The sequence below is a fragment of the Pseudomonas sp. KH_021 genome, from assembly GCF_057838865.1.
Genome location: NZ_CM174477.1, coordinates 3,998,803 through 4,013,542 on the forward strand (window position 1 = coordinate 3,998,803; position 14,740 = coordinate 4,013,542).

Here is a 14,740-nt window from a genome sequence, read left to right on the forward strand (position 1 = left end):
AATAACAAACCGGCTCAGTTGCGGCCGTACATTGTCACCACGCAGGCGCCACCCAGGCCCAGGTTGTGTTGCAGGGCGATGTTCAGCCCGTCGACCTGGCGCTTGTCGGCGCTACCGCGCAATTGATGGGTCAGCTCGTAGCATTGGGCCAGGCCCGTGGCGCCCAATGGATGGCCCTTGGAAAGCAGGCCGCCGGACGGGTTGGTCACCACCTGGCCGCCGTAGGTGTTGTCGCCATCGAGCACGAATTGCTCCCCGCCACCGACCTGGCACAGGCCCAGGGCTTCGTAGGTCAGCAGTTCGTTGTGAGCGAAGCAGTCATGCAGCTCGACGGCACGCACGTCCTGCGGCCCGAAGCCGGATTGCTCGTAGACCAGGTTGGCGGCGCGCTGGGCCATGTGAAAACCGGCGTAGGCGATCATCGACGGCGGATCGAACGACTCCACGAGGTCGGTGACCAGCGATTGGCCCAGGATCACCACATCGCTGCGCAGGCCATGCTTTTTGGCAAAGGCGGGCGAGCAGACGATGGCTGCGGCGGCGCCACAGGTCGGTGGGCACGCCATCAGGCGGGTCATGACCCCCGGCCACATGACCTTGTCGTTCATCACCTCTTCGGTGCTGACAACGTTCTTGAACAACGCCAGTGGGTTGTTAGCGGCGTGGCGGCTGGCCTTGGCGCGAATGGCGGCAAAGGTTTCCATGCGTGTGCCGTACTTCTGCATGTGTTCACGACCGGCGCCGCCAAAAGTTTTCAGGGCGCGCGGCAGGTCGACATCGCTCGTCAGGTCGTTCATCACATGGATGACACTGGCACGGGTCATGGGGCGATCGTCCCAGTGCGACTTCAGCGCACCGGCTTGCATCTGCTCGAACCCCAATGCCAGCACGCACTCGGCCTGGCCGCTCTGCACCGCAGCGCGGGCCAGGTACAGGGCCGTGGAGCCGGTGGAGCAGTTGTTGTTGACGTTGACGATCGGGATGCCGGTGCGGCCGACTTCATACAGGGCGGTCTGGCCGCAGGTAGAGTCGCCGTAGACATAGCCCGTGAACGCCATCTGTACCTTGTCATAATCAATGCCGGCATCTTTGAGCGCCAAGCGCGTTGCCTGAGCACCCATGTCGGTATAACTCGGGCTCGCACCGGGCTTGGAGAAAGGGATCATGCCGACCCCGGCTACCACCACTTTGTCGCTCATCGATTTGTGTCCTTTGCCATGCACGTTCAGTTGGGTACCCGCCGGCCGGCTGGTGGTCGTTGTTGGCCATCCTAGAAGTGGTAATGGTGGTGCTACGACCGTCGAAGGGATGAAGTTGCAGATCAACCGGGAGGCGTTCAAAGGAACGTGGCGAGGGAGTAGGAGCAGACCTTGGTCGCGATGCAGACGCCATGGTGTATCTGACCGAGCGCGGTGAAGCTATCGTGAGCAAGCTTTACTCCCACGCCGATCTCCGTTTTACCCCGATATCGAGCAGTGAGCTTTTGATGTTGTGGGAGCCAAGCTTGCTCGCGATGAACGCACCGCGGTTTGTCTGATGCACCGCGGCGAGGCCATCGCGACCAAGGTCTGCTCCTACATGACACCCATACGAACGATGCTGCGCATAGTCCGCAGCATCATCCCTTTGGCACTCCCCGGCGCTGGGGGAGGTTCCCTAGGATGGCTGTACCGATCCCCATCGACCCCAAGGACCGCAATGAGCGACTACAGACCCTCCTGGCTAACCGAAGACATGGCCATCTTCAAAGAATCGGTGCGCCGCTTTGCCGCCGAAGAGCTGGTGCCCCATGAAGAACGCTGGGCCAAGCAGCAGCACGTCGACCGCCAGACCTGGTACAAGGCCGGCGAGATGGGCATGCTTTGCCCCGGCATCCCAGAGGAGTACGGCGGCGGTGGTGGCAGTCACGCGCATAACGCCATCGTCGGCTACGAGCTGGCCTATGCGATCGCCACGAGCCTGGGCACCAACGTGCACAGCGCCATCAGCGCCCACTACATCCTGCGCTATGGCAGCGAGGCGCAAAAACAACGCTGGTTACCGCGCATGGCCCGCGGGGAGCTGGTGACCGCCATCGCCATGACCGAACCCGGTGCCGGTACCGACCTGCAGAACGTCAAGACCAAAGCCATACGCGACGGCGACCACTACGTTATCAACGGCTCCAAGACCTTCATCACCAACGGCTACCTGGCCGACCTGATCCTGTTGGTCTGCAAGACAGACCCGAGCCTGGGCGCCAAGGGCATGTCCATCATCGTCCTGGAAACCAAGGACCTGCCGGGCTTTCGCCGCGGACGCATCCTCGACAAGCTCGGCCAGAAAGGCCAGGACACCTCCGAGCTGTTTTTCGATGACATGCGCGTACCGGTCGAAAACCTCCTCGGCCCGCAGGAAGGCCAGGGCTTTGTCCAGCTGATGCAGCAACTGCCGGAAGAGCGCATGTTCATTGCCATGAATGCGCTGGGTTCCATGGAGCGTGCGGTGGAAGAGACCCTGCGGTACACCCAGGACCGAAAAGTGTTCGGCAAGCCGCTGCTGGACATGCAGAACACCCGCTTCAAACTGGCAGAAATGCAGACCACCGTGACCATCGCCCGGACCTTCATCGACGACTGCATGAACAAGATGGTCAACCACCAACTCGATGCAACCACGGCGGCCAAGGCCAAGTGGTGGACCTCGACCCAGGCGTGCGAAATCATCGACGAGTGCCTGCAACTGCACGGCGGTTATGGCTACATGCTCGAGTACCCCATCGCTCGGCTGTACATCAACACCCGCCCAATGCGCATCTATGGTGGCTCCAATGAGGTCATGAAAGAGCTGATCGCGCGCACTTTTTAAAGCTTCGGCTCGCCCCGGCTACTGATAGCGGGGCGACTGTGACGCTGGAACGGAGATTTCTCATGCCGATACTTGAGTTTTCAAGGCACGAAGGCGTGGCAACCCTGGTGATGTCGCGCCCGGGTGTCAAAAATGCCTACAACGCCGAAATGAACACCGCCCTGCTCGATGCCCTTGAGGAGATTCGCCGCGATCCGCAGATACGCGCGGTGGTACTGACCGGCGCTGGCGACGATTTTTGCGCAGGCGGCGATGTGGGCGATATGTCGCGTATGGAATTTACCGCAGCACAATTGCGCGCACGCATGGAGGCCGTCAACCGCACAGTCATCGCCCTGGCCACACTGCCCTGCCCGGTCATCGCCGCGGTGGATGGTGTGGCCGTGGGTGCGGGTTTCAGCCTGGCGCTGGCGGCGGATTTCATTGTGGCGTCCGAGCGGGCGCGATTTTGCATGGCATTCGCGCGTATTGGCGCGGTGCCCGACATGGGCGCCACCTACAGGCTGCCGCGCCTGGTTGGCCTGCAAAAGGCCCGCGAGCTGATCTATTCGGCACGCGAAATCGATGCAGCGCGGGCCCTGGAGATGGGCATCGTGCTGGAGGTCGTGCCTAACGGCGAGGTGCACGCACGGGCAAGGGAGCTGGCGCTGAGCATGACCGCCCTGTCGCCGGTGGCGTTCGAGATGACCAAGCGCCTGCTGGACCACTCGCTGAACAATGACTTAGGTCGCCAGTTAGCCGACGAAGCCAGCGCGCAGGCTATTGCCATGTCTTGCGACTATTTCAAGCAAGCGACCGCGCGTTTCATGCGCAAGGAGCCCTTCCTGTATCGCTGGCCACGGTCGGCAAGGAGTGAACGCCAATGAACACCGCCATTCCCGATAGCGTTGCGTTGATTGTCGACGGCGAGCGTCTGGTGGCCCGTGGCAAGGCGACCTTTATTGGCAACGCCTTGCGCCAGCGCTGATCACAGCGCGGTGTTGTCGGGCAGTTTCAAGTCCAGGTCGCGCGCCTTGGCAATCGCCTCGTCGCGGCCTGTGACCCCCAGCTTGTAGAAGATGTTCTTCATGTGCCACTTCACCGTTTCCGGTGACAGGCTCAACACCCGCGCAATCTTTTTGTTCGGCAGTGCCCGGGCCACCAGGCTGAGCACATCGCACTCACGGGCGCTGAGCAGTTTCGGCGCACTGTCTTCCTCGGCAGGTTCGGCGCTGGACGCACTGTTGCGGGCAATCTCCAGAAGGCGGCGGGTGTAGAACGCCAGTACCGGGTCGAGCACCTGCTCACTCTGGACCGCTTCAAGCAGGGCGCACACCCCCGGCCAGGCATCGAGCAGGCTGCGCACAAGGCTCAGTCGATGGCCCTGGTGCAGGGCCTCGATGATCAGCTGGCGGGCCTCCTGCGGGTGGTTGCACCTTTGCTCGCTGACTGCCCGTTGCAACAGCATGGGCACCACCCGCCGCCACCGGCGCTCGCGCACCGACGTGTCGATCAATGCCGCCAGGCCCGCGCTGGCACCCGCGTAGTCACCACGGTGCAGCAACCGTTCGCTGGCGGCGCGACGGACGATGGTCCGGGTTTCCAGGGCTGTGCCCGGCCCCTGCGGATTGAGTCGCACGTCTATTTGCTCCAGGCACTGCAGCGCAGCATCGGCCTGTTGCTCATGACCACTGTGTTGCGACCAACGCATACGCAGGACCAGAGCCGAGGCCCGCAACCGATCCAGCCCATAGCGCTCGGCATGTTGCTCAAGGCGCTCAACCCAGTGCCAGGCTTGTGACTGTCGGCCGGCCAGCCAATGAGCCATGGCCAAGGTTTGCATCGCCTGCAACACGCCGTCGGGAATCGCCACCCGCTCCAACAGCTTCATCCGCGGCTCTAGCAGCTCGATCGCGGCCTCGTAATCACCGTGTTCATAGAGGGCGGTGCCGAGTAACCCGGCTGCCATGCTGCTGACGATCAAATAAGTAACGCCATGGCTTTCGGCCTCGGTGAGCACCTCACGGTACAGCTGCTCAGCCTCGGTGATACGACCTTCAAGTGCCAGGCTCATGCCGTTCAGGCAGCGGCCCATCAGGCTGCGACGCGGCGAGCCCTGCAGGTATTCGCCGCCTTCAAGCACGGCCCTGGCCTGCTCGAATTCGCTCTGGTACATGTAAAACCAGGCCAGGATATTGCTGCGCCCCGAATAGGCAAATTCATCGGCGTCGGCCGGAATGGCGAGTAACTCGGGCAGCACCTCAAGCACTGCCTCGCTGTCGTCCCGGCACAACGCCAGGCTCGCTTGCAGCACGGTGAACACATGCTGTTGCTTGCGATCCAGTGCTGGATATTGGCGTTGCAGCAGCGCCATGCTCTGCTGAACCGCGGGGAAATTGCGCGCATACAGCGACAAGTGCGCCAATACCAGTTGCAGCCCGATCCGGGTATCAGTCTGCTCCTGAGGCAAGCGACGCAACAACGCCGAAACCTGACTAAGATTGCCCCGGCTCAACAGGTCGTAGGCACAGGCCTCGACGATGTCCGCCGCCGCTTGCGCGTCGCCGGCCTGAACGGCGTGACGCACAGCCTCGTCGAGATGACCATGCTCACTGAACCAGACACGGGCGGTGGCGTGCAGGGCCGACAGGTTTTCCTCCGGCTGCGTCTCGAGGCGTTCGCGCAGCACTTTACCGAGCAAAGGATGCAGGCGATACCAGGTTTCCCGGTCGTGACTCTTGACCTGGGTGATGAACAGGTTGTCGCTGTCCAGTCGGGTCAATTGGGTGAGCATTTTCGCAATGGCCTGGGGTTTGCCGAGCAGCGTTGCACAGAGCGAGGCACAGAAGCGCTCGCAGATGGACACGCAGGTCAACAGGCGCAAGTCATCAGGTTGCAACCGCACCAGCACTTCACGTTCGAAATAGCTGGCAAATGCGCCCGGATCGCGGACCTGTACAGGGTCAAAGCGAGTGCCCTGTTTGTTTTTGAGGTCGACGGCAAACAGCTGCAGGCCGGCCACCCAGCCATCGGTCAGCTCATGCAACACGGCGGCATCGCGTGGGTCGATGCTGCCCAGTTGCTCACGCAAAAAGCGCTCCGATTCTTCAGCACTAAAACGCAGGTCGCGCAGGTCGAAATCACTCACCTGCCCACGTGCCCGCTGCCGCGCCAGGCTCAGTGGCATGCTGATGCGCGTACAGAACACCAGGTGCAGCCTGGGCGGTGCGTAATCAAGCAGCCACTGTAGCGCCTGGACGATGCGCGGATCCTGCACATGGTGCAGGTCGTCGAGCATCAATACCAGTTCACGGCCATGCTGCTCGATACTTTGCACCAGGGTGATGATCCAATGCTCTACCGCCATTTCACCGTTGTCGCGCCCGAGCAGGAAACCGGCATCACGCACCAGGTCGGCATTGATTTCGGCAAGGCTCGCTTGCAGGCAATGGGAGAAGCGCTCCAGATCATTGTCTTCGGCCGCCAGCGACAGCCAGGCGACATCGAAATTCAACGCCAACAATTCTCGTCGCCAGGCCAGCAAGGTGCTGGTCTTGCCTGAACCCGCCGGGCCCTGGATCACGACACAGCGCTGACGACGCGCCTCCAGCAGTCGTCCCAGCAGGCCTTCACGGGCGACCAGGCGGCGCGCACCACGGGGTGGAACGACTTTAGTGTCGACGTTGTAATGATCTGTGTGGTCGATGTGGGTCGATGGACGCTGTGCAGTGCCTGAATCGGGCGGTAACGGCATGATCGAAAGCTTCCAGGAGGGCGGGCAACGCGACGCCACAGTGTAAGGGCTATTGCTGTGCTTGCCGATACAGGATTCTTATCGGGCGAGACATCTAAAGTATTGTTCGCTGCCACCTCGCCTTGCCTTCCTCCCTTCATTCTCAGGGTGAACCGCAGAGTGCCTGTCAACAGATCGCACGAGCCCCACGAGGTGCCCGCCTTGGTTTTTTCTTTGTTCTTGAGATCGAGCGCCGCCCGCGCGGCGCATCGCGGCTAAAGCCGGCTCCTACATTTGTTGCAACGTGCCATGGCCTGTGAGAGTGGAGTTGTCAGCCACGCGCAATCCCCCCGAAACCACAAAAATCCAAAGCCGAACTACCAAGGCTAACAACCCCGATCCCGCAGGCCATGGCACGTTGCAACAAATGTAGGAGCAGACCTTGGTCGCGATGCGCCGCGCGGGCGGCGCTCGATTTGGGCAACAGCGCAAAACCCAAGGCAAGCGCCTGGAGGCCTTGATACAGCCTCCCTCCCTTCATTCTCAGGATGAACCGCAGAGTGCCTGCCAACAGATCGCATGACCCCCACGAGGTGCCTGCCTTGGTTTTTCCTTTGCTCTTGAGATCGAGCGCCGCCCGCGCGGCGCATCGCCGGCTAAAGCCGGCTCCCACATTGGTTGCAACGCGCCATGGCCTGTGAGAGTGGAGTTGTCAGCCACGCGCAATCCCACCGAAACCACAAAAATCCAAAGCCGAACTACCAAGGCTAACAACCCCGATCCCGCAGGCCATGGCACGTTGCAACAAATGTAGGAGCAGACCTTGGTCGCGATGCGCCGCGCGGGCGGCGCTCGATTTAGGCAACAGCGCAAAACCCAAGGCAAGCGCCTGGAAGCCTTGATGCGGCCTTCCTCCCTTCATTCTCAGGGTGAACCGCAGAGTGCCTGGCAACAGACCGCATGAGCCCCACGAGGTGCCTGCCTTGGTTTTTTCTTTGTTCTTGAGATCGAGCGCCGCCCGCGCGGCGCATCGCGACCAAGGTCTGCTCCTACATTGGTTGCAACGCACCATGGCCTGTGAGATTGGAGTTGCCAGCCACGCGCAATCCCACCGAAACCCAAAAAGATCCAAAGCCGAACCACCAAGGGCTAACAACGCCGATTCCACAGAAAATGGCACGTTGCAATAAATGTAGGAGCAGACCTTGGTCGCGATGCGCCGCGCGGGCGGCGCTCGATCTAGGCAACAGCGCAAAACCCAAGGCAAGCGCCTGGAAGCCTTGATACAGCCTCCCTCCCTTCATTCTCAGGGTGAACCGCAGAGTGCCTGCCAACAGATCGCATGACCCCCACGAGGTGCCTGCCTTGGTTTTTCCTTTGCTCTTGAGATCGAGCGCCGCCCGCGCGGCGCATCGCCGGCTAAAGCCGGCTCCCACATTGGTTGCAACGTGCCATGCCCTGTGAGAGTGGAGTTGTCAGCCACGCGCCCCCCACCCGAAACCACAAAAATCCAAAGCCGAACCACCAAGGCTAACAACCCCTACCCCACAGGCCATGGCACGTTGCAACAAATGTAGGAGCGACGGGGGCGCCTTTGGTCGCGATGCGCCGCGCGGGCGGCGCTCGATTTGGGCAACAGCGCAAAACCCAAGGCAAGCGCCTGGAAGCCTTGATACAGCCTCCCTCCCTTCATTCTCAGGATGAACCGCAGAGTGCCTGCCAACAGATCGCATGACCCCCACAAGGTGCCCGCCTTGGTTTTTCCTTTGCTCTTGAGATCGAGCGCCGCCCGCGCGGCGCATCGCCGGCTAAAGCCGGCTCCCACATTGGTTGCAACGTGCCATTGGCCTGTGAGAGTGGAGTTGCCAGCCACGCGCCCCCCCGAAATCACAAAAATCCAAAGCCGAACCACCAAGGCTAACAACCCCTACCCCACAGGCCATGGCACGTTGCAAAAAATGTGGGAGCCGGCTTTAGCCGGCGATGCGCCGCGCGGGCGGCGCTCGATTTGGGCAACAGCGCAAAACCCAAGGCAAGCGCCTGGAGGCCTTGATACAGCCTCCCTCCCTTCATTCTCAGGATGAACCGCAGAGTGCCTGCCAACAGATCGCATGACCCCCACGAGGTGCCTGCCTTGGTTTTTCCTTTGCTCTTGAGATCGAGCGCCGCCCGCGCGGCGCATCGCCGGCTAAAGCCGGCTCCCACATTGGTTGCAACGCGCCATGGCCTGTGAGATTGGAGTTGTCAGCCCCGCGCCCCCACCCGAAACCACAAAAATCCAAAGCCGAACCACCAAGGCTAACAAAGGCCCGTGGTACGTTCATCGAGGTGGATGGGGTCGTGCAGCCAGCACCGGCGCCGCGCTTCAGCCGCACACCGGCGTCTACGCCGACACCACCTCGAGCCGCTACGGTCGCCGGTAGCACCGAGGCATTGGCGGGCTGGCTGAATGATGAGCGCATCGCGCGATGGACCGCTCAAGGCGTGATGGGCGACAACCCGCAGTAACGCAGTACCCTGTCCAGGACTGCAATGCGGGACAACCAGAGTCGCCCCGCATTGTCTGCTCAAGATGTAGGCCGCACGCGCATCATGCGCAACGGCGTGTACACCATCACTGTCTCACCACGCTGATTAACCACCGAATTGCGAGTGCGCACCAGCCCCCGCCCAGGGTTGGAACTGATGCGTTGCTCTACCACCTCGCACTGCACCTGCAGGGTGTCACCGACAAACGTCGGCCCCTGCATATTCAAGTTGGCGTTGAGAAAGGCCAATCCCGAGGCCTGGAACGAGGGCGCCACCAGGCCTTCGGCGAAGGTATAGACCAGCCCACCCGGAACCACCCTTCCCGGGATTCCCATCTCCTCCCTGTCGCAAGGTTCGGCGTTGGTGAACAGCTCTTCGGTGAGCCAGGTCAAGTTGGCGAAATTCACCAGGTCGGTTTCAGTCACCGTCCGTTTTTTGCTGTAGAAGCGAGTGCCCACTGGCAGGTCATCGCAGTAGATACCGACGTGTAACGACAAGACTGAAGGTTCATCGATGGTCATAGCCACCCCTCAATAGGACTTGGGCATGCCAAGTACCTTCTCGGCAATAAAGCACAGGATCATTTCCCGGCTGACCGGGGCGATGCGCGGGATCATTGCCTCACGCAGGTAGCGCTCGACGTGGTACTCCTTGGCATAGCCGTAACCACCGTGGGTCATCACCGACGTTTCGCAGGCGTGGTATCCGGCCTCGGCGGCCAGGTACTTGGCTGCCCCCGCTTCCACGCCGCACTCTTCGTTGCGATCGAAGCGGGCCGCTGCGTGAAAGGCCATCAGGTTGGCGGCCTCAAGCTCCATCCAGCACTTGGCCAGCGGATGCTGGATGGCCTGGTTCAGGCCGATCGGGCGGTTGAAGACTTCCCGTTCCAGGGCATAGCTGGACGCGCGGGCCAGCGCCGCGCGGCCAAGGCCCACGGCTTCACCCGCGACCAGGATGCGCTCGGCGTTCATGCCATGGAGGATGTACTTGAAGCCCTTGCCTTCTTCGCCGATACGATCAGCCACCGGCACCCGCAGGCCATCGATGAACACCTGGTTGGTGTCGACGGCCTTACGGCCCATCTTTTCGATTTCATGCACATCGATACAGCTGCGATCGAAATCGGTATAGAACAGGCTCAAGCCCTCGCTCTTGTTCCTGACCTCTTCAAGTGGCGTGGTGCGCGCCAGGATCAACATTTTCTCGGCGACGCTGGCGGTGGAGATGAAGGTCTTGACCCCGTGCAGCACATAGTGATCACCATCACGCACGGCGCGGGTCTTGAGCTGGGTGGTGTTCAGGCCGGTGTTGGGTTCGGTGACCATGAAGCAGGTGCGATGCTCGCCTGCAATCAATGGCGGTAGCATGCGCAGCTTTTGCTCCTCGGTGCCGAACTCGACCACCGGGTTCAAGCCGAAGATATTCATGTGCACCGCCGAAGCGCCGCTCATGCCCGCCCCCGATTCGGCGATGGCTTGCATCATCACCGTCGCATCGCTAATGCCCAGCCCCGAACCCCCGTAGGCTTCGGGAATACAGATGCCCAGCCAGCCGTCCCGGGCCAGGGCCTGGTGGAAGTCATCGGGAAAACCGCCGACTTTGTCTTTTTCCAGCCAGTAGTCGGCGTCGAAGCGCTCGCAGATTTTCAGGATCGCCTGGCGAATTTCTTGGTGCTCCGGCGACAGGCTTGAGGCGGTGGAGTGCAGTGGCAGCATAAGAAAGGCTCCAATTGGAAATAATGTCAGGCCTTGGGCAGCCCTTGGGGCCACAACAGGCGTACGGCATCGCCGTTTTCGCGATAGGCGTGGCAGGTGCCAATCACCCAAGGGCGCACAACAATTTCGCGCTGCTGGCCACCGTCGGCCCTCAGGCTGGCCTGGGCCCGGTAGGTGGAAAACAGGGTCTGCATCGCCGTGGTGGCCATGCGTTCAAGCAACTCAGACAGGTGCGTACAGCCGCCCACGCCACCGACGATTTCCTTCATCTGACGCTTGAAGCCCGGGGCAATTTTCAGCCCTTGCAGCCGCGAATAGGCGCTGCTGATCTCGGCGCAGAACGGGCTGGCGCCTACCGCGGTGGTGGCGGCAATGCTCTGGATGACCATGTCGGTATCAATGGTCATGACCAGGCGCATGTCGTGGATGGTGCCGCCCTCACCCACCGTGTGGAACGGCAGGTCGGTGGGCGCGTTGGTCAGGTCTTGCAGGCGCCCTTCGATATCGAACAGGCCGTCACTGCGTTGGTAGCCCTGGCAAAGGATTTCACGGGTGTGCAGCAGTGTGCGGGTGAACGCTGGCGTGGTAGTCGTCATAGGACTGCTTCTCTTTGAGCCGGGTCGCACGATTGGCGGGTGTGTGCCGGGAACGACAGGCCGTTCCCGGCACGCCAGCAAGGCTTAGAAGCCGCCGCGACCGCCGCCACAGATGATGGTCTGGCCGGATACATAGTTCGATTCTGGAATACAGAACATGTACACGGAGCCGGCCGCTTCTTCGGCGGTGCCCGGACGCCCCAGGGCGATCTCGCGGCTGGCGGCAGCGATGCGGTCAGGGTGCACACCGACCTTGATGTCGCGGCCTTCGACCTGCACGGTCTTCTCTTCGGTGGTGGGCTGGGTCAAGCGGGTTTCGATAAAGCCGAACGCCACGCAGTTGACGTTGACCTTCATCCGCCCCCACTCCTTGGCCAGGGTCTTGGTCATGCCCATGATGCCGGCCTTGGCCGAGGAGTAGTTGACTTGACCGGCGTTGCCCTGAGTGCCGGATACCGAGGAAATGTTGACCACCTTGCGGAACACCTCCTGGCCGGCCTCGGCTTCCGCCTTGCTGGCTTCACGAAAGTACGGGTAGGCAGCACGCAGGATGCGGAACGGCGCTTTGAGGTGGCAATCGAGAATGGCGTCCCATTGCTCGTCGCCCATCTTCTGGATGACGTTGTCCCAGGTAAAACCTGCGTTATTGACGATGATGTCGATGCGCCCGAACGCTTGCAGCGCGGTCTGCACAATGCGCTCGCCAAAGTCTGCATCCGATACGTTGCCGATGCAGGCAACCGCGTCGCTGCCCAGGGCACGAACCTCGGCGATCACTTCTTCAGCCGGTGCTTGATCCAGGTCATTGATGATCACCCGGGCGCCCTTTTCGGCAAATTTCAATGCCACGCTGCGGCCGATACCACGGCCGGAGCCGGTGACGATGGCGACTTTTCCTTCCAGTGTCTTTTCCATGGAACCTGTCTCTTGTTGTTGAGGGAGTAAAGCGTTACGGCTTGCCATACAGGGTGACCACGCAAGCGCCCCCCAAGCCGAGGTTGTGCTGCAAACCGTGCTGCAGGCCTTCAACCTGGCGTGCACCCGCGCTGCCGCGCAGTTGATGAGTCAGCTCATAGCACTGGGCCAGGCCCGTGGCGCCCAACGGATGGCCTTTGCACAACAGCCCACCCGAAGGGTTGGTCACCACCCGACCGCCGTAGGTGTTGTCGCCATCGAGGATGAACTGCTCGGCGCCGCCCTGCGGGCACAGGCCAAGGGCTTCGTAAGTGAGCAATTCGTTGTGCGCGAAGCAGTCGTGCAACTCGACCATGCGGATGTCCTGCGGGCCGACACCGGCTTGCTCATACACCGCGCCCGCGGCGCGCTCGGTCATGTAGGCACCGACAAAGCCGGTCATGGTCTTGGGCTCGAAAGACTCCACAGGATCGGTCACCAGGGACTGGCCGAGGATCGCCACGTCGCGGCGCAGGCCATGTTTGCGGGCAAATGCCGCTGAGCAGATGATCGCCGCCGCTGCACCACAGGTCGGCGGGCAGGCCATCATGCGAGTCATCACCCCTTCCCACATCAGCTGGTCGTTCATCACCTCATCAGTGGTGACGACTTTCTTGAACAACGCCAGCGGGTTATTGGCGGCATGGCGGCTGGCCTTGGCGCGGATCGCGGCAAAGGTGCTCATCTGCGTGCCGTACTTGCGCATGTGCTCGCGCCCGGCACCGCCGAAGGTGATCAGGTTGCGGGGAATGTCGCCGGCATCGGCACACAGTTCATCCTGGATCGGCAGGTAGTCACCCCGTGGCAGCGGACGGTCGTCGAAGTTGGAACGGGTCGGCCCCGGCCGCATCTGTTCGAAGCCTACCGCCAGGGCGCACTCGACCTGGCCGCTCTGTACCGCGGCGCGAGCCAGGTACAAGGCACTCGAGCCGGTGGCGCAGGCATTGTTGACGTTGAACACCGGAATCGCGCTACGCCCGACCCGGTACAGCACGGCTTGACCGCAGCTGGTATCGCCATAGACGTAGCCGGCGAAGGCCATCTGAACCTGGTTGTAGTCAAGGCCGGCGTCGGCCAAGGCCAGGCGCACGGCTTCTGCGCCCATGTCGATGTAGCTGGGGCTGGCGCCTGGCTTGCTGAACGGGATCATGCCGACCCCGGCTACGAGTACGTGTTCACTCATGATGATGTCCTGGATGGTGGGTCAATCGATGGGGGTGTCACATCGCGTCAGCGATGAATTCATGCAGGGGCCAGTGGCCCGGGCTCGACGCAGGACCAGGTGACTGTCCCCTGCTGTCGGCCAACAGGTGCAAAAGCTGTTCTGCGCAGTTGTTCAGGGTTTGCCGGGCAAACACCGCGGCGATGGCCACCTGGCCGGCCGCCAGTGGCTGCTCCAGGTGCTTCAGTAGGTAGTGGTCGACCATCAGCCGCAGGGCCACCGTTTGCGCCTTGATGTCGGCCAGTTGACGGCGGGTAGCCGGGTGGTTCCAGGGGCGCTCGGCGCGGTCATCAGCCTGTTTGGCCTGCTCCAGGGTCAAGGCCAGCAACTGCTCGAGGTAGGCTGCGGAAAAAATCGCCACCAACAGGGACTCCTGGCTCAATGCCGCGTCCAGGTAGGCCTGGCCCTTGCCCGCTGCGCCGAGCAGGTTGGCCACCGGCACACACACATCAAGCAGACGAACGTCGATGCCACTGGTATGCTCGCGGCCTGGGACACAGTGAAGGCCCCCACGGTTGCGCTCGACCATGATCAAGCTCATCCCCGTCTCGCCATCGCCCGCTGCGGTCTGGCAGGCGAGCAGCAACAGGTCGAAGTCGCCTGCAGTGCCTTGTGTGCAGGTGCTGCCGTTGATTCGCCATGTGTCGCCCTCGCGCACGGCCTTGGCCGTCTGGGCCACGGCCAGGGCTAGAATGGCTTGGCCGCTGCAGATAGCCGGCAGCCAGCGTTGCTTCTGCTCGTCACTGCCCAGGCTTTCAACACAGGGGGCCAGGGTGTCTGAATGCAGTGCCAGCGACCGGTCATAGATGCCCGCACGGGCAAACTCCTCGCTGATAATCGCGGCATGACCGAAATCACCGCCCCCACCAAATTGCGCCGCAAGGGTCACGCAGAGCAGTCCTTCACGCCCGGCCTTCAACCACAGCGGTCGGTCCAGGCTCTCGCCAGCCCGCAGACGCGGCAGGTAGTCGCGCTCGATAAACCGGCGCACTGTCGTGCGGAACAACTCGTGGTCTTCGCGGTAAAGCGTGCGTTGAACGTCCATCCAGGAACCTTTTGTGCCGCAGCCCGATTACAAGGCGAGAACGGGAAAAGCCCGTTGCATCGTGTCCTGGTCATCGTTGCATGCGCAGTGGCTCGACGAGAGCCACCCCCACCGGGTGGG

Annotated in this window: 11 protein-coding genes; 3 read left to right on the forward strand and 8 right to left on the reverse strand. The window is 62.0% G+C overall.

Annotated elements, in window-relative coordinates:
- Positions 1–14 precede the first annotated feature (14 nt).
- Positions 15–1,199: a lipid-transfer protein gene (locus AC3IX4_RS18370; RefSeq protein WP_489256832.1), complete on the reverse strand. Its 1,185-nt coding sequence runs from the start codon at positions 1,197–1,199 to the stop codon at positions 15–17.
- Between the two features lie 499 nt (positions 1,200–1,698).
- Here AC3IX4_RS18370 and AC3IX4_RS18375 point away from each other — a divergent pair, with 499 nt between their 5' ends.
- Together AC3IX4_RS18375 and AC3IX4_RS18380 are read left to right on the forward strand one after the other, a co-directional pair.
- Positions 1,699–2,847, forward strand: a complete 1,149-nt coding sequence (locus AC3IX4_RS18375) for an acyl-CoA dehydrogenase family protein (protein ID WP_489256833.1) — start codon at positions 1,699–1,701, stop codon at positions 2,845–2,847.
- Positions 2,848–2,909: 62 nt separating this feature from the next.
- Positions 2,910–3,713, forward strand: coding sequence for an enoyl-CoA hydratase/isomerase family protein (locus AC3IX4_RS18380; protein WP_489256834.1), 804 nt, complete (start codon positions 2,910–2,912; stop codon positions 3,711–3,713).
- A gap of 101 nt (positions 3,714–3,814) precedes the next feature.
- Here the strand turns inward: AC3IX4_RS18380 and AC3IX4_RS18385 are convergent, their stop codons facing one another.
- Positions 3,815–6,580, reverse strand: coding sequence for a winged helix-turn-helix domain-containing protein (locus tag AC3IX4_RS18385; RefSeq protein WP_489256835.1), 2,766 nt, complete (start codon positions 6,578–6,580; stop codon positions 3,815–3,817).
- A gap of 2,319 nt (positions 6,581–8,899) precedes the next feature.
- Here AC3IX4_RS18385 and AC3IX4_RS18390 point away from each other — a divergent pair.
- A complete protein-coding gene (locus tag AC3IX4_RS18390) occupies positions 8,900–9,067 on the forward strand; it encodes a hypothetical protein (protein ID WP_489256836.1) in 168 nt (55 codons plus the stop codon).
- Between the two features lie 59 nt (positions 9,068–9,126).
- On the opposite strand, the gene AC3IX4_RS18395 is transcribed toward AC3IX4_RS18390, so the two are convergent.
- From AC3IX4_RS18395 to AC3IX4_RS18420, 6 genes are all read right to left on the reverse strand, one after another.
- Positions 9,127–9,609: an FAS1-like dehydratase domain-containing protein gene (locus AC3IX4_RS18395; RefSeq protein ID WP_489256837.1), complete on the reverse strand. Its 483-nt coding sequence runs from the start codon at positions 9,607–9,609 to the stop codon at positions 9,127–9,129.
- A 9-nt stretch (positions 9,610–9,618) separates the two neighbouring features.
- Positions 9,619–10,803: an acyl-CoA dehydrogenase family protein gene (locus tag AC3IX4_RS18400; protein WP_489256838.1), complete on the reverse strand. Its 1,185-nt coding sequence runs from the start codon at positions 10,801–10,803 to the stop codon at positions 9,619–9,621.
- Between the two features lie 26 nt (positions 10,804–10,829).
- Positions 10,830–11,399: a DUF2889 domain-containing protein gene (locus AC3IX4_RS18405; RefSeq protein ID WP_489256839.1), complete on the reverse strand. Its 570-nt coding sequence runs from the start codon at positions 11,397–11,399 to the stop codon at positions 10,830–10,832.
- A gap of 84 nt (positions 11,400–11,483) precedes the next feature.
- Positions 11,484–12,314 carry an SDR family NAD(P)-dependent oxidoreductase gene (locus AC3IX4_RS18410; RefSeq protein WP_489256840.1) on the reverse strand — a complete coding sequence of 277 codons (831 nt, stop codon included), beginning with the start codon at positions 12,312–12,314 and terminating at the stop codon, positions 11,484–11,486.
- A gap of 34 nt (positions 12,315–12,348) precedes the next feature.
- A complete protein-coding gene (locus AC3IX4_RS18415; RefSeq protein WP_489256841.1) occupies positions 12,349–13,536 on the reverse strand; it encodes a lipid-transfer protein in 1,188 nt (395 codons plus the stop codon).
- A 37-nt stretch (positions 13,537–13,573) separates the two neighbouring features.
- A complete protein-coding gene (locus tag AC3IX4_RS18420; RefSeq protein WP_489256842.1) occupies positions 13,574–14,620 on the reverse strand; it encodes an acyl-CoA dehydrogenase family protein in 1,047 nt (348 codons plus the stop codon).
- Positions 14,621–14,740: the final 120 nt, after the last annotated feature.